The organism is Pseudomonas sp. M30-35 (assembly GCF_002163625.1).
Taxonomy (GTDB): Bacteria; Pseudomonadota; Gammaproteobacteria; order Pseudomonadales; family Pseudomonadaceae; genus Aquipseudomonas.
The window spans coordinates 2,462,022-2,479,153 of record NZ_CP020892.1; the positions used below are offsets into that span (position 1 = coordinate 2,462,022).

Here is a 17,132-nt window from a genome sequence, read left to right on the forward strand (position 1 = left end):
TCTCTGGTCACACCCAGGTTTACTCACAATTTGCAGTCGAGTTGAAAATGAACGGACTCCAAGGTTTTCGTATTTCGCCGCAACAGGCGTCGGTATATCAGCACATCAGCGGTAGTACCGCGCATCCATTGAGCTGCCGTTTGCAGTGGTCGTGTTCCAAGCTCGTGTCGGCCGATGTCCTCAGCCAACGCCTGTCCGACCTGAGCGCTGCCAGTGAAATCCTGCGCACCCGGCTGGTGCCCGTACCGGGGCTGCGCTTTCCGGTGCAGGTAATCGACGAATCCGTTGATCTGCCCATCGTCATGCTCGACTTGCGCTCCCTTGACCCTACCGAGCAGGCCGCTGAGCTGACCCGCCTTGGCGAACAGCCCCGTGACTGGACACTGCCGCTGACTGTGACGCTGGTACAGCTGTCTGACGAGCAGTCGGTGCTGGATCTGGCCGGTGCCAGCAGTCACTTCGACCTGAATAGCCTGAAACTGCTGGCCCGGGCATTGTTGCAGGACAGCTGCCCTGAGCTGACCGAGGCGTTGCAATACGCCGACTACGCCGAGTGGCGCTGGAACCTGACAGAAGACGAACCCAACCATCCGGGCGTGACGTTCTGGAAGCCGCTGGCGGAGAGCGAACAACCGATCTTGCAGTTGTCGCTGGAGTCCGTCTCGGGCAACGGGTTTGTTCCTGAGCGTGTGGATCTGACCCTTCCCGCTCACCTCGCGCGTCACCCGGCTCTGACCTCAGACCTGATGCTGACGGCCTGGGCAGCCTTGCTTGCGCGCCTCGCTGGTCAACAGCAGGTTGCTCTGACGGTGATTGACGAAAATCGTGGCCCGGAACTGGAAAACGCACTGGGTCTGTTTGAACAGTGCCTGCCGGTTCGTTTTGACCTGGATACGCAAGCGACGCTGCTGGAGCAAAGCAAAGCTGTCGCCGCCAGCCTCGAGCGCAGCGTAGGTTGGCAGGATTACTACACCCATGATCTCAATGGCGGCTATGCATTCGCCTGGCGTCAGCTTGATGCTCAGGAACGTTATGCCAGCGCCGTGTTGAATCCGCTGAAAGCCTGCCTGAATGTGCAGCAGGCAGCGGATGGCGTTCGGGCCCATGTGATTTATGACAGTCATACCTTGAGCAGCAATGCCGCAGCCTGTCTCGGCGAACAATGGCTACAACTGCTGCAAGGCGCATTGAGCGAGCCGCAACACAGCTGGGCACAACTGCCTTTGGCCGGTCCGCTTCAATTGCAAAGCATCGAAGCCGAAGCGGCGATGCCCGTCACCGAACCCGTGACCTTGGTTGAACTGATCGACCGTCAGGTACGACAACAGCCGGATGCCATCGCCCTGAGCGACAAGGATAGCGACCTGAGCTATGCGGGGATTGATGCCTGTTCCAGCCGTCTGGCCCATCAATTGGTGGCTGCCGGTATCGGTCCCGGTGTGCCGGTGGGCATACTATTTGCCCGTGGCAACGCCGCCGTGGTCGCCATGCTCGCGGTATTGAAAGCCGGTGGCGCATACGTTCCGGTTGATCCGAGCTATCCAGCGGAGCGTCGTGCCTACATGTTGGCCGACAGCGCTATCGCACACATTGTGGTCAGCGCCGAACTGGCCGACAGCGTTCCCGCCAGCCTGAAACGCTTCGTCCTTGACGACCTGAGCGCGACCGATACCCACGACCTGCCACCTTTGGCATGGCCGAGTGCAGATGATCTGGCCTATTTGATCTACACCTCAGGTTCTACCGGCGCACCGAAAGCCGTGGAAATCAGCCACGCTGCCCTGAGTTTTTCGACCCAGGTGCGCATGGCCTCCTACGCCACGCCAGTACAGGCTTATCTGCTGCTGTCGTCATTTGCCTTTGACAGCTCGGTAGCGGGGATTTTCTGGACCTTGGCCCAAGGTGGACGCCTGGTATTACCGGCCCCAGGTGAAGAACTGGAAATGCCAAGATTGGCCCAACTGATCGTCCAGCACCGGGTCAGCCATGGCCTGTCGTTGCCCTCCTTGTATCAAGCCCTGCTCGACCCACTGCAACGCACCGCCGGTGCCGACAGCCTTGAATGCTGGATCGTTGCCGGTGAAGCCTGTCCGCCGTCGTTGATCGCCCAGCACAGCCAGACCTTGCCTAACGTGCGATTAGTCAATGAATACGGTCCGACCGAGGCCACCGTCTGGGCTACTTATGAAGTGCTCGAGCCGAATCGCACCCTGAGCATTGGTCGGCCGATTGCTGGTATGGACTTGCGGGTATTGAACGAGCACGCGGTAACCTGCGGTGTCGGTGAGCCGGGAGAAATCGTTCTCGCTGGCCCAACCCTGGCCCGTGGCTATCGCAACAAACCCGAAGAAACCGCCAACGCTTTTGTCACCCTCGCTGATGGCACCCGCGCCTACCGCACCGGCGACCTCGCCTGCTGGCTGGCGGACGGCCGCCTGGCGTTCCTTGGCCGCAAGGATCATCAGGTCAAACTACGCGGCTACCGCATCGAACTCGGCGAAATCGAGCGACAACTGTGCAGCCACAGCGACGTGCGTGAAGCCGCGGTGATCGTTCAGGAACACGCCGCTGGCAAGCGCTTGTTGGCTTACGTTCTGGCGGCCCACGGCTACGCGCCGAACTCGGAAGCGATCAAACGTTTCCTCGGCGAGCGCCTGCCGTCATACATGGTGCCAACTCAGGTGCTGACTCTGGCGAGCTTTCCACGTACGCCCAACGGCAAGCTCGACCTGAACCAGTTGCCTGACCCGGACCAGCTCGACGCAAGCGCTCATGTGGTTCCACGCAACGCCATGGAAAGCACCCTGCAGTCGATTGTCGCCAAAGTCCTGAAACTGCCTTCTGTAAGCGTCACCGAGAGTTTCTTTGCCATCGGTGGCGACTCGATTCTAAGCCTGCAAGTGGTCGCCCAGGCTCACGAGCAAGGCATCGCGCTGTCCGCCAAACATGTATTCGAACGCCAGACCATTGCAGGCATGGCCGAGGTTGCGCAGCCCCTGATCGCCGACACCGCACAGCCAGAGGTCCAGAGCAGCGAATTCAGCGCCTCGGGCCTGTCCGAAGATGAAATGCAGGCGCTGCTGGCGGAACTCGATGAGTCCGAATTTTGACCGCACTCCCAACTCGCCGCGCCGTCGCCCCTTTTTTTGCAGGACGCTTTAAATGACTCACGACAAAACCAGCAGCAACCCGATCGAAGACGTTTACCCGCTGTCACCGTTGCAGCAAGGGATGCTGTTCCATTCCCTGCTGCATGAAGATTCCGGCGTGTACCTGATGCAGGATCGCTACCGCATTGGGGGCGCTATCGACGAAGTTGCGTTCCTTGAGTCCTGGCGCCAGGTGGTGGCGCTGCACCCTTCCCTGCGCGCCAGTTTTCAGTGGAAAACCCAGAAGCAGCCGGTGCAAGTGATCCACCGCGAGGTCAAGGTGCCGCTGGACACCCTTGATTTGCGCGGCCTCGCTCCAGACCAACAGGAGGCGCGGATCCGCACCTTGCTGGCCGATGAGCAAAAAGTCGGTTTCAACCTGTCCAAACCTCCACTGATTCGCTTCCGGCTGGTGCGCTTGGCCGATGAGTCTTACGAGTTCATCCGCAGCTTCCATCACATACTGATGGACGCCTGGTGCATCTCGCTGGTGACCGTGGACTTCCTCAAAGTTTATGAAGCGCTATGCAACGACCGCACCCCGCAGCTCAAGAGCCCGCGCCCGTTCCGTGATTACATTCAGTGGCTGCAACGTCAGGATGCGAACAAGGCTGAACAGTTCTGGCGCGCTCAGTTACAGGGGCTCAATGCGCCTACGCCGTTGACAGTGGACAACGGCGTAACCCGCGACCGTTATACCGACGCCGTGCTGGTGGACGACCGACTGATTCACCTGAGTGAACAGGAAACCCAAGCGCTAGCTGCATTCTGCCGTAGCAAGCGAATCACACCGAATACCTTCTTCCAAGGCGCTTGGTCGCTGCTGTTGTCGCGTTACAGCGGTCAACGGGACGTGCTGTTCGGTGTCACCGTGGCCGGTCGCCCGGCGGAACTGACCGGGGTGGCGGAGATGATCGGCTTGTTCATCAATACCCTGCCGTTGCGGGTGACGGTCGATCCCGAGGCGACGCTTGGCCAATGGCTAAATGCCCTGCAAGGGCTGAACCTCGACATGCGTGATTATGAACACACGCCGCTGACCGACATTCAGGGCTGGAGCGATTTCCCCCGCGGCGAAACCCTGTTCGACAGCATCCTGGTATTCGAAAACGCACCCATCGACGAACAGATTCTCGAGGGCGGTTTCCAGTTCAGCCTTGATGGCATGGATCATAGCGTGCACACCCACTACGGTCTGACTGTGGTGATCCTGCCCGGCGAACAACTGGGCATTCGCGTGTCTTACGACCGCGAACGCTTCGACGCTGCGACCGTGCAACGCCTGCTCGGTCACCTCGCCAGTCTGGTGCGCGACATGCTCGCCGCGCCGGACGCCACGTTGGGCAGTTTCGAACTGCTGACAGGCGACGAGCGTCAACAACTGCTGGGCGATTGGGCCGTCAACTCGCAGGCATTTCCACTGGAGCAAAGCTACGCGCAGCTGTTTGCCGCACAGGTGGCTCAACGCGGCGATCAACAGGTCGCGATCTGCAATGCTGAGTCGCTGACGTACGCCGAACTGGATCGCCGCGCCACGCGTCTGGCCCATGCTCTGCGCGAGGCCGGAGCCGGTGAAGATCAGTTGGTCGCGCTGTTGGCGCCTCGAGGTCTGGCGCTGCTGACCATGATGATCGCCGTGTTCAAGACTGGCGCTGCGATGCTGCCGCTGGAAGTCAACCACCCACCGGAACGTCTGCGGGAAATCCTTAAACTGTCCCGCGCACCGCTGCTGGTGGCCAGTGAAGATTGCAGCGCCCTGCTCGATCAACTGTTGAGCGACCTCGACCATGCACCTGACGCCCTGTTCGCCGAAGCCTGCTGGCAAACCAGCAATGACGCGCCGCTGCCGTTGCTCGGTGGTCCGGATAGCCTGGCCTATGTGCTGTTCACCTCGGGTTCGACCGGTACGCCCAAGGGTGTGATGATCGAACAACGCGGCATGCTCAATAATATCTTCGGCAAGGTACCTGCTCTGGGTCTGAACGCCGACAGCCGGATTGCACAAACTGCGTCGGTGGCCTTCGATATTTCAGTGTGGCAGTTTCTCGCAGCGCCGATCCTCGGTGCTACCGTGCAGATCCTGCCGGACGAGATAGCCCACGATCCACAACGCCTGCTGCAGGTGCTGGTCAGCGAGCGCCTGAGCGTGCTGGAAATTGTCCCGAGCCTGATGCGCACGCTGCTCGCGCTGTGCCCGTGCGACTTACAACTGCCTGACCTGCGCTGGGTGATGCCTACCGGTGAAGCCCTGCCACCGACCGTGGCCCGTGACTGGTTTGCGCGCTTCCCCGACATCCCCCTGATGAACGCCTACGGCCCCGCCGAATGTGCCGACGACGTAGCGTTCCAGCCAATTTTTGCTGCGCCGGATACCGACGTCAGCCACATGCCCATCGGCCAGCCGACAGCCAATAATCGCCTGTATGTGCTGGACGAAGCCTTGCGCCCACTGCCGATCGGTGTGGCCGGGGAAATCTGTGTCGGAGGTGTCGGTGTCGGCCGTGGCTACCTGCACGACCCACAGCGCAGCGCCGACGCCTTCATCGATCATCCGCAACTCGACGGTCGTATCTACCGTACTGGCGACTTGGGCCGTTGGCGCGCCGATGGCGTGATCGAATACCTCGGTCGCCGCGATCAGCAGGTCAAGCTACGCGGCCACCGCATCGAACTGACCGAAATCGAACATCGACTGGCGCAGCACCCAAGCGTGCGCGAGGCGGCGGTGTTGCTGCGGGAAAACCACGTCGGCGAAGCCTGGCTGGTGGCTTACTGCTCGGCTTACGACGAAAGCCTGAGCCACGACGACCTGAGCGGCCAACTGCGTGAGCATCTGCGCGGGCAATTGCCGCCGTACATGGTCCCAGCGGCGTTCGTTTGCCTGGAGCGCTTGCCACTGAATGCCAACGGCAAGGTCGACCGCAAGGCCCTGGCTGCCCAGAAACTCAACTGGCAAGCTGAGACACAGCAAAGCATCGCCCCGCGCACTGAACTGGAAGCGGTTGTGGCTAAAGTCTGGGCCGATGTTCTGGGCCGCGACAGCGTCGGTGTGGAAGACAACTTCTTTACCCTGGGCGGTCACTCGCTGCTGGCCACGCAAATTGTGGCGCGGCTACGGACACACTTCAAACTCGACTTGCCGTTGCGGGTGCTCTTCGAACAACCGACCGTGGCGTTACTGGCGCTGGCGATTGCCTCACGTCAGGCACAAGCCGCTGCGCCGCAATCCGACAAGGTTCTGGCCCTCAAAGCCCAGTCGCGTCCAGCACAGTTACCGCTGTCGTTCTCGCAACAACGCTTGTGGTTCATCGAGCAGCTGACACCGGGCACCACGCTGTTCAACATCCCGTTCGCCTTGCGTTTGAAAGGCGATCTCAATGTTCAGGCGCTACACGCCAGCCTCAACGACCTGCTGGCGCGCCATGAAATCCTCCGCACCGGGATCCGTGACGCAGAGGGTGTGCCTTGCCAGCACATCAGCGACTCGCTGAGCATTGATTTGCCGTTCGATGACTTGTCAGGCCTGGCAACCACCGCCCGCGAAGGTGCGCAGTTCAGTGTCTTGCAAGACACCTTCACGCAACCCTTCGATCTCAGCACGCCACCGTTATTACGAGCGCGCTTGCTGCGTCTGGCGCCAGACGAGCACGTGCTAGGCATCGCCCTGCATCACCTGGTCTCAGACGCTTGGTCGGCGACTATCGCCCTGCGCGAACTGGCGCAGGGTTATGAAGCCCGATGCACAGGTGCAGCGGCCAAACTGCCGGCCTTGCCGGTGCAATACGCTGACTTCGCCCTGTGGCAGCGCGAACACCTGCAAGGTGTTGAGCTCAAGCGCCAACTCGACTACTGGACCCAAACGCTGGATCGCAGCAACAGTGACAGCAGCCCCTTGCTCGCGCTGCCCACCGACCTTGCGCGGCCTTCGGTGCAAAGCTATCGCGCCGGGATCGTGCAGCGCGAACTGAGCCCCGAACTCAGCGCCCGGGTGCAAGCTTTTGCCAGTCGTCTGGGCACCACGCCATTTACGGTGTTGTTCGCTGGCTTCGCCGTGCTTATGCACCGTTTGAGCGGCGACGCCACTGTTTTGATCGGCACCCCGGTCACTCATCGTGAACAACCGGGTACCGAAGGCTTGCTCGGCATTTTGCTGAATAACCTGGCGATCCGCGCCGACTTCGAACCGCAAGCTGATTTCACCGCGCTTGTGGGTCAGGTGGCAAAGCGTCTGCGTGAAGGCCTGCAACATCAGGATCTGCCATTCGAACAATTGGTCGACAGCCTGCAACTGCCGCGCAGCCTCAGCCACGCGCCGCTGTATCAGGTGATGGTCGCCCAGCAGTTGGCGATGGAGTCGCGTTTGCGCTTCCCGGGCCTGGAATTTGAAGCCCTCGACACGCCACTCAAACAATCCGAATGCGACCTGGACTTGCACGTGCTGTGTCCCGCCAATGCGCCGATTCAACTGGAGCTGATGTACGCGCTCGACCTGTTTGTTGCTGACAGCGCGCAGCAAACTCTGGCTCGCCTTGAGCACTTGCTGGAATACATGCTCGCCGAGCCGCAGCGTCCGGTAGCGACCTTGCCGTTGCTGATGGCGGCGGAATGGCAACGCACCGTGGTCGAGTGGAATCGCACCGAGATGGAGGTGCCGCAACACCTGACCTTCGCCCAATTGTTTGAACAGCAGGCCGAGCGCACCCCGGACCGTGACGCGTTGTGCTTCGAAGGTCGCAGCCTGAGCTATGGAGAATTGAATCGCCGGGCCAACCAGGTCGCACATTACCTGCGCAGTCGCGGGGTGGTGGCCAATAGTCCAGTGGCCCTTTGTGTTGAACGCTCGCTGGAATTACTGGTGGGTTTGCTGGGCATCCTCAAATCCGGCGGAGCCTATGTGCCGCTGGACCCGACTTACCCGGTGGATCGTCTGGCGTACATGCTCGAAGATGCGCAACCAGCGCTGTTCCTTGGCCAGCGAGGCTTGCTGGAGGAGCTTGGCATCCATTTGCCACGCCTGCGTCTGGACAGCGATGCCGCGCTGTTTGCCGATCAGCCGGACAACAACCTTGCACCACTGGCCGGGCCGGATGATCTGGCCTACATCATGTACACCTCAGGCTCTACCGGTAAACCCAAAGGCACACTGGTAACCAACGGGTCGGTGGTTAACCTGGCCTGGGCGCGCATTCATGGCCTGTACCGGCACTATACCGACCAGCCAATGCGCGCCAGTTTCAACTACTCGTTCGCCTTCGACAGCTCGGTGGCGGAACTCATCCTGCTGCTCGACGGCCACAGTCTGTACCTGACGCCGGAAGCGGTGCGCTACGACCCCGAGGCCCTGGCGCAATTCTTCAGCGACACCCAGCTGGATGCGTTCGAATGTACCCCGGCGCAGCTCAAGGCCCTGCTTGAAAGTGACGGCGTGTGCAATGGCGAAACGTATCTGCCGCGTTTTGTACTGTTCGGTGGCGATGCCGTGGACGCACAGCTCTGGCAGCGGCTGCCGTCGATTGCTGGCAGCCGCTTCTTTAACACTTACGGGCCGACCGAGTGCACGGTCGATGCAACAGGTTGTGCGGTAGATGATTTCCCTGCGCGGCCGATCATTGGCCGCCCCATCGCCAACGTGCGTACCTACGTTCTGGATCCGTTCCTCAACCCGCTGCCGGTTGGCGTTCCGGGGGAACTGCACATTGGCGGCGCTGGCGTGACCTTGGGTTATCTAAACCGTGCCGAACAGACCGCGAAGGTGTTTATCGAAGACCCGTTCTCGCCGCTGCAAGGTGCGCGGATGTATAAGTCCGGCGATCTGGTGCGCTGGTTGCCCGACGGCCAGCTCGAATACCTCGGGCGTATGGATCATCAGGTGAAAATCCGTGGTTTCCGGGTCGAGTTGGGCGAAATAGAAGCGCTGATCGGCGCTCAGCCCGGCGTTCGCCAAGCGGTAGTGCTGGCCCGTGAAGACGTTCCCGGCGACAAGCGCTTGGTGGCTTACGTCACCTGCGACGCCAAAGCCGATATTGACGCCTGGCGCAAGGCAATCGGCGCCGCCCTGCCCGACTACATGGTGCCGTCGGCGTTTGTGCTGCTCGATGAGCTGCCGCTGACGGATAACGGCAAACTCAATCGCAAGACCTTGCCCGCACCGGACATTCAAAGCGCACCCGATGCCCAGAACCCGCCGCGTACAGGCGCCGAACAGCAGCTCGCCGCACTCTGGTCCGAGCTGCTCAAGGTGCCACTGGCGCAAATCGGTCGCGACAGCCACTTTTTCTACCTCGGCGGTCACTCGCTGCTGGCTGCGGTGTTGTTTGCCCGTTTGCGTCAACAGTTCGCAACCGTGCCAGCATTGCGGACGGTGTTCGAACAGCCGACGCTGGAAGCCCTGGCCGCGCTGCTCGGTAATCCCCTGCAGACAGCCGTTGCGACATTCGTCCCGGCGGATCGCCCAGCACGGCTGCCGCTGTCGTTCGAACAGCAACGTCTGTGGTTTCTTGAACAACTGAGTGCCGGTGGCGGCGAATACAACGTGGTCAGCGCCGTGCAACTGGACGGTGAACTCAACCCCCAAGCCCTGAAGACGGCCCTGAACAATGTAGTTCAACGCCACGAAATTCTGCGCAGCCGCATCCAGCGCGATGCCGACGGAGAATTGGTGTTGATGATTGAACCCCAGGTCGATATCAATCTGCCGGTGACAGTCCTGCAGGCGACCAGCGACGGGCACTGGCAGCAACTGACCGACCAGGCGATTCACCAAGAAACCGGACGCCGTTTCGATCTCACCGGCCAGGTACCCGTTCGGGCCGGGCTGATACAACGCAGCGGCAGCGCGCAATCGCTACTGCTGCTCACCGTGCATCACAGTGCCACTGATGATGCCTCCAGCCAGAACCTGCTCGATGAGCTGCGACAGCTCTATACCGCCCAGCTCCAGGGCACCCCAGCAACGCTGCCTGAGCTGGCCCTGCAATATCCCGACTACGCCCTTTGGCAGCGCGAGCCCAGCCAACAAACGGCGTTCAGCAGCCAGTTGGAATACTGGCGCAACCAACTCGAAGACGGCGACTACCTGCTCGATCTGCCGACTGCACAGGGTCGTCTGAACCCGCTCGACCCGGCTGCAGGCTCGGTGCAACTGCAACTGCCGCCCGCGCTGGTGGAACGCCTACGGCAATTTGCCCAGCAACGCGGTGCAAGCCTGTACATGCTGATGCTCGGTGCGGCGCAGTTACTCCTGGGGCGCTACGCCAATCAACGCGATGTGCGGATTGGCAGCCCGGTGGCCCAGCGTCCATTTGCTGAGCTGCAACCGCTGATCGGTTGCTTCGTCAATACTCTGGTCATCCGTGCCGACCTTGATCCAGCGCTGGATTTCGAAGGCTTGCTGAACCAGGTGCGCAATCGCGTGCTGGATGCCCAGCAGCATCAGGATGTGCCATTCGATCAGGTCGTGGAGCACCTTAAGCCTTCGCGCAGCCTCGGTCAGACTCCACTGTTCCAAGTGTTGTTCGCCATGCAGAACGCCGATACGTCGAGCCAGCACTGGCCGCAGTTGCAGGTCAGCGAGCGGGCAGTAACCGCCCAATCAACCAAGTACGACCTTAACTGGGAAGTACATGATGGCGAGGTGCTGTCGGTGTTGCTGGAATACCGCGCCGCGCTGTTCAGTGAAACCACTGCACGGCTCTGGTTAGAACAATGGCAGCAACTGCTCGAAGCTTTACTCGACGCGCCCCAGACCCGCCTCGGGGATTGGACACCGTTACCCGCTGCAGAGCGTCAACTCCAACTGGTCCAGTGGAATGCTACCGAGCACCACTACCCCGGCCCGACCAACCTGCATACGGCCCTGAACCAGCAAGCGGCTTTAAGCCCTGACTCCACGGCGCTGGTGTTTGAAGACCAACGCCTGAGTTACGCCGAGCTGGATCAACGTGCGCAACAGCTGGCCCGCGCCCTACGCGGTGCAGGTATCGGTCGCGAGTCGATCGTGCCGCTGTGCATGGAGCGCTCGGTAGAGATGGTCGTCGCCCTGCTCGGTATTGTGCATGCCGGTGCGGCCTGGTTACCGTTGGACCCTGAGTTGCCTGCCGCGCGTTTGGCATTTTTGATCGAAGATGCCGATGCACAAGTCACCCTGACCCAAGCGCAGTGGCTGGCGAAGCTGCCAGCCGGACACACCACCTGGACGCTTGATTCATTACCTGAAGCGTCAGCAGCTGAACCGCTGAGTGTCGCGGCTAATGACTTGGCCTATGTGCTTTACACGTCCGGTTCCACCGGCCAGCCAAAAGGCGTGATGAACGAGCACGGCGCCTTGATGAATCGTCTGCACTGGATGCAGGACGCTTTCCCGATTGGTCCGAACGACCGCGTCCTGCAAAAGACGCCGTACAGCTTCGACGTTTCGGTGTGGGAATTCTTCTGGCCGCTGATCACCGGTGCAACGCTGGTGGTCGCTCGTCCCGATGGTCATCGCGACCCAGCTTATCTCAGCCAGTTGATCCAGCAGGAACAGGTCACCACCCTGCATTTTGTGCCCTCGATGCTGCGCGCCTTTGTCGAAGAACCGAGCCTCAGCGACTGCCACAGTCTGCGTCAGGTATTCGCCAGCGGCGAAGCGCTGCCGGTTGATCTGGTGAAGCGTTTTATGGGCCAACACCCGGCGGCGCTGATCAATCTCTACGGCCCGACCGAAGCGGCCATTGATGTATCGGTGTGGCGCTGCTCGAAAGACGATCTAAGCGTGCCGATCGGTAAACCAATCGCTAACCTGCGTCTGTACATTCTTGATGAAAGCATGCAGCCATTGCCAATCGGTAGCATCGGCGAGCTGTATATCGGCGGTGTCGGCGTGGCCCGTGGCTACCTGAATCGGCCTGAGTTGACCGAAGAACGCTTTGTTGCCAGCCCATTTGTTGAGGGTGATCGCCTGTACCGCACCGGCGACCGTTGCCGCTTCCTCGCTGATGGCAATATCGAATATCTGGGGCGTCTTGATCATCAGGTCAAGCTGCGTGGCCAGCGCATTGAGCTGGGCGAAATCGACGCAGCACTGCTGGCACAGGCGGGTGTTCGCGAGGCTGCAACCTTGTTGCTCGATCAGCGTCTGGTCTGTTTCTGGTGCGGTGAAGCTGATGAAGCCGTCATTCGCACAAAACTGAACGACAGTTTGCCTTCCCACATGCACCCCAACTTCTTGGTACAGCTCGACAGCCTGCCGCTCAATAGCAACGGCAAGCTCGACCGCAAAGCCCTGGCCGCCACACCGCTGCCAGAAAGCCAAGGCACTCAGTCGCACATTGCACCGCGCAATGCCACGGAAACGCTGCTCTGTGAGTTGTTCAGCGAACTGCTTGAATGCTCATCCGTGGGTATTGAAGATCACTTCTTTGAGCTTGGTGGCCACTCCTTGCTGGCGACTCGACTGGTCGCACGAGTGCGTGAACGTCTAGGCGCAACGCTGCCTTTGTCACTGGTCTTCGCCCAACCAACAGTGAAGGCGCTGGCCGGTCATCTGCAATCGGCAACTCCGGGTGAGTCGATCACCCCGCAACCGCGTCCGGCGCAATTGCCGCTGGGGCTGGCTCAGCGTCGGTTCTGGATGCTCAGCCGTTTGGTGCCGGAGTCCCGCGAGTACCACATGCCGTTCGCACTGACCTTGCGTGGCGAGCTGCAGGTTGAGGTCTTGCGTGAAGCGTTTGCACAGGTCAGCCAGCGGCATCTGGTGCTACGCAGCCGTATTGTCGAAGTCGCGGGCGAGCCGCAGTTGTTGATCGACGACAATGGGCCGGAACTGGTGCTCACTTCAGTGGCGACACAGGACTGGACAACAGCTTGCGCCGAAGCCCGAAGCAACTTGATGGCGCCGTTCGATCTGGCCGCCGCCGCGCCTTGGCGGGCGCACTTGCTGCAACGCCAGAACAGCGACGAAAACCTGTTGCTGATATGCCTGCACCACAGCGCCACTGACGGTTGGGCCATGCAGTTGCTTATCGACGAGCTGACTCAGGCCTACACCGCCGGTTTGCACGGGCAATTGCCCGCCTGGACGCCGCTGCAGATTGACTACGTCGATTTCGCTCTGTGGCAACAACAGCCGGATACCCAGGCGCGACGTAACGACAGCCTGGATTACTGGAAAAGCCATCTGGGTCAGGACAACTACCAACTTGACCTACCCCTCGACCGTCCTCGCGGCGCCGAGGCCGATCGTAGCGCCGGGCAGTTGACCCTGCAGCTTGGCACCCAACGCGCTGAAGCCATCCGCCAGTTCGCCCGGCAGCGCGGCACCACCGCCTACGTGGTACTGGCCACGGCGCTGAGTGCGCTGTTGGCCCGATACAGCGGTCAGCGGGAGATTCGCTTCGGTACCCCGGCGGACCAGCGTGACCAAGCGCAATCGCAGACGCTGTTGGCCTGCCTGGTCAATACCCTGGTGATTCGCAGCGATGTCGACCAACAGGCTCCTGCGCAACAGTTGCTCGCCAGCCTTGAGGCCGACCTGCGCGCGGCCCAGGCCCACGCCGATCTACCGTTCGCGACCCTGGTCAGCGCAGTCGCACAGCAGCGCGACCTGAACCGTACGCCGCTGTTCCAAGTGCTGTTTTCCCTCAACTATGGCCGCATGGAAAGTAGCCAATGGCCGGGGCTGAAACTCGAAGAGCAGATGCTGCCGGTTATCGACGCCAAGTTCGAACAGAGCTGGGAAGTTCAGGACGACGGCAGCGACATGACGCTGGTTCTGGAGTACCAATCGGCGCTGTACGAGCCACACACCATGCAGCGCTGGAGCAGCCAATGGTGCTCCTTGCTGGATGCATTGGTGGCCACGCCACAGCGCAAACTGGTCGAGCTGTTCCCGCAACAACAGGATCAGCAGCAACTGGCTCACTGGAACTCAACCGAACGCCAGTACCCCGGCCCGACCAACCTGCATACGGCCCTGAACCAGCAAGCGGCTTTAAGCCCTAACTCTCCGGCTCTGGTGTTTGAAGACCAACGCCTGAGTTACGCCGAGCTGGATCAACGCGCGCAACAGGTTGCCCGTGCCCTACGCGGCGCAGGTATCGGTCGCGAGTCGATCGTGCCGCTGTGCATGGAGCGCTCGGTAGAGATGGTCGTCGCCCTGCTCGGCATCGTCCATGCTGGTGCAGCCTGGTTACCGTTGGACCCTGAGTTGCCTGCCGCGCGTTTGGCATTTTTGATCGAAGACGCCGATGCAAAAGTCACCCTGACCCAAGCGCAGTGGCTGGTGAAGCTGCCAGCCGGACACACCACCTGGACGCTTGATTCATTACCAGAGGCGGAGGTCGGTGAACCTCTAAGTGTTGCGGCCAATGACTTGGCCTATGTGCTTTATACCTCCGGTTCCACCGGCCAGCCAAAAGGCGTGATGAACGAGCACGGCGCCTTGATGAATCGTCTGCATTGGATGCAGGACGCTTTCCCGATTGGTCCGAACGACCGCGTCCTGCAAAAGACGCCGTACAGTTTCGATGTCTCGGTGTGGGAATTCTTCTGGCCGTTGATCACCGGTGCAACTCTGGTGATGGCACGTCCCGACGGGCATCGCGACCCGGCTTACCTCAGCCAGTTGATCCAGCAGGAACAGGTCACCACCCTGCACTTCGTGCCCTCGATGCTGCGCGCCTTTGTCGAGGAACCGAGCCTTGCCGACTGCCACAGTCTGCGTCAGGTGTTTGCCAGCGGTGAAGCGCTGCCAGTTGATCTGGTGAAGCGTTTTATGGGCCAACATCCGGCGGCGCTGATCAATCTCTACGGCCCGACCGAAGCGGCCATCGACGTTTCAGTGTGGCGCTGCTCGAAAGACGATCTAAGCGTGCCAATCGGCAAGCCAATCGCCAACCTGCGCCTGTACATCCTTGATGAGAGCATGCAGCCGCTGCCAATCGGCAGCATCGGTGAGCTGTATATCGGCGGTGTCGGCGTGGCTCGTGGCTACCTGAAACGTCCGGAGCTGACCCAAGAACGTTTCCTTGCCAGTTCCTTTATTGAGGGTGATCGCCTGTACCGCACCGGCGACCGTTGCCGCTTCCTTGCTGATGGCAATATCGAATATCTGGGACGTCTTGATCATCAGGTGAAACTACGCGGTCAGCGTATTGAGCTTGGGGAAATCGACGCAGCGCTGCTCAACTTACCGGCAATCACCGGGGCTTGCACATTGGTCATCGATAACCGGTTAGTGGCGTTCTACAGCAGCAGTACGCCGCAGCCGGAGTTAGGCGCATTGCTTACCGCCCAGTTGCCCGCGTACATGGTGCCAGCGGTGTGGGTCGAAGTACCGGCCTTGCCTCTGACCACCAACGGCAAGATAGACCGCAAAGCCTTGGCGAGCCTGCCATTGCCGCAAACCCAGAATGACTATGCTGCACCGCGCAATACTCTGGAAAGCCTGCTTTGCCAGTTGTTTGGCGAACTGCTCGGCGAAGCCTTGACCGGTGGCCGCGAGGTCGGCACCTCGGACAGTTTCTTCGCCTTGGGCGGCGATTCTATTCTCGGTCTGAAGCTGATCTCCCGCCTGCGCGAACAGGGTTATTCGCTCACCCCAAGAGACCTGTTCCGTTCGCCGACTCCGGCGGCACTGGCGCAGCTAGCCAGTCCGTTGTTGTCCCTTGCCGAACAGGGTGAAGTCAGCGGTGCGATGCCGCTGATGCCGTTGCATCAGTGGTTCTTCGACCAACAACAACCGCAGGCCGCGTACTGGAACCAGTCGGTGCTGGCCGACAGCAATCATCCTTTGCAACCTGCCTTGGTGCAGGCCACGCTGGATCGGTTGATCGCCCACCACGACGCCTTGCGCCTGCGTTTCACCGAGGTCGATGGGCAATGGCAAGCGCACATCGCGCAAGTATCGCCAGCGCAATTGACCTGTTGCGACCACCCCAAGCAGTTGCTGCAGGTCGCGCAAAGTCTGGATATTCAACAGGGCCCGCTGTTTGCAGCCGCGCTGCTTGAAGGCCAACCGCAACGTCTGTACCTGGTGGCGCATCACTTGGTGATCGACGCGGTGTCCTGGACACCATTGCTGGAAGATTTCCAGCAGCTTTATCAAGGCCTGGAGCGTGGTGAGAACCCTAGCCTACCCGCCAAGACCACCTCTTACCGCCAATGGGCCGAGCATATGCATGCGCACGCCGACAAGGTCAGAGCCGAACAGCGCTATTGGGCGGACCAAACGCCAGTTAACCCTGCATCGCTGGCCACAGTCGCCGAGCGCCAGACGCTGCCCGCCCGTTGGGATGCAACACGCACCCATCAGTGGCTGACTGAGTCGCACGCGGCCTATCGCACGCAACCGGAAGAACTGCTGATCGCAGCCCTCGCCGCCACCCTGGCTGAAGCTGAAAGCCGCGTCGACATCGTGGTGGATCTGGAGCGCCATGGTCGCGATGCGCCGTTCGACGGGCTGGACGTCAGCCGCACCGTTGGCTGGTTCACCACTCTGTATCCGTTACGCGTGAACTCCAGCGGCGACCTCGGCGATAAGGTGCGCAATGCCAAACAAGCCTTGCGCGCCGTACCGGGCCTAGGCCTTGGTCACGGGTTGTTGCGCCAACGTGGTGATTTACCCGCGGGTCGTGGAGATGTGCTGTTCAACTATCTGGGGCATGAACAAACGCCTGAGGGCTGGTTGCGTGCAAGCAGTCTGACCCCTCCGCCAGATGCAGCCCAGGTCAACCGGGTAACCCATGGCCGTGAAGTGGTGGCGTGGCTGGAGGACGGCGCGTTGCATGTCGAATGGCACAGCGTGACCCCAAACGCCGACAGCTGCTTACCCGGCCGTCTGCTGGAGCACTTGCAGGCACTGGTCGAGCATTGCCTCGATCCACAGGCGGGAGCGCTGATGCCAGCTGATTTCCCTCTGGCCAAGGCGCTGAATCAGAAGTCCCTGGACAAACTGTTGAGCAAGCTCAAGACCAAACCGAATTCGCAAAGCTAGCGAGCGACGAG

General features: G+C 60.8%; 2 protein-coding genes. Both read left to right on the forward strand.

The annotated features are described in order from the left end of the window. Positions 1-47 precede the first annotated feature (47 nt). On the forward strand, positions 48-3,110 hold the full coding sequence (locus tag B9K09_RS11435) for an amino acid adenylation domain-containing protein (protein ID WP_087516915.1): 3,063 nt from the start codon (positions 48-50) through the stop codon (positions 3,108-3,110). 52 nt (positions 3,111-3,162) lie between these two features. After that, positions 3,163-17,121 carry a non-ribosomal peptide synthetase gene (locus tag B9K09_RS11440; protein WP_087516916.1) on the forward strand — a complete coding sequence of 4,653 codons (13,959 nt, stop codon included), beginning with the start codon at positions 3,163-3,165 and terminating at the stop codon, positions 17,119-17,121. The last annotated feature ends 11 nt before the right edge of the window (positions 17,122-17,132 follow it).

Coding starts and splice junctions, on each gene's coding strand:
- B9K09_RS11435 (WP_087516915.1), top strand. CDS start 48: ATGAACGGACTCCAAGGTTTTCGTATTTCGCCGCAACAGGCGTCGGTA.
- B9K09_RS11440 (WP_087516916.1), top strand. CDS start 3,163: ATGACTCACGACAAAACCAGCAGCAACCCGATCGAAGACGTTTACCCG.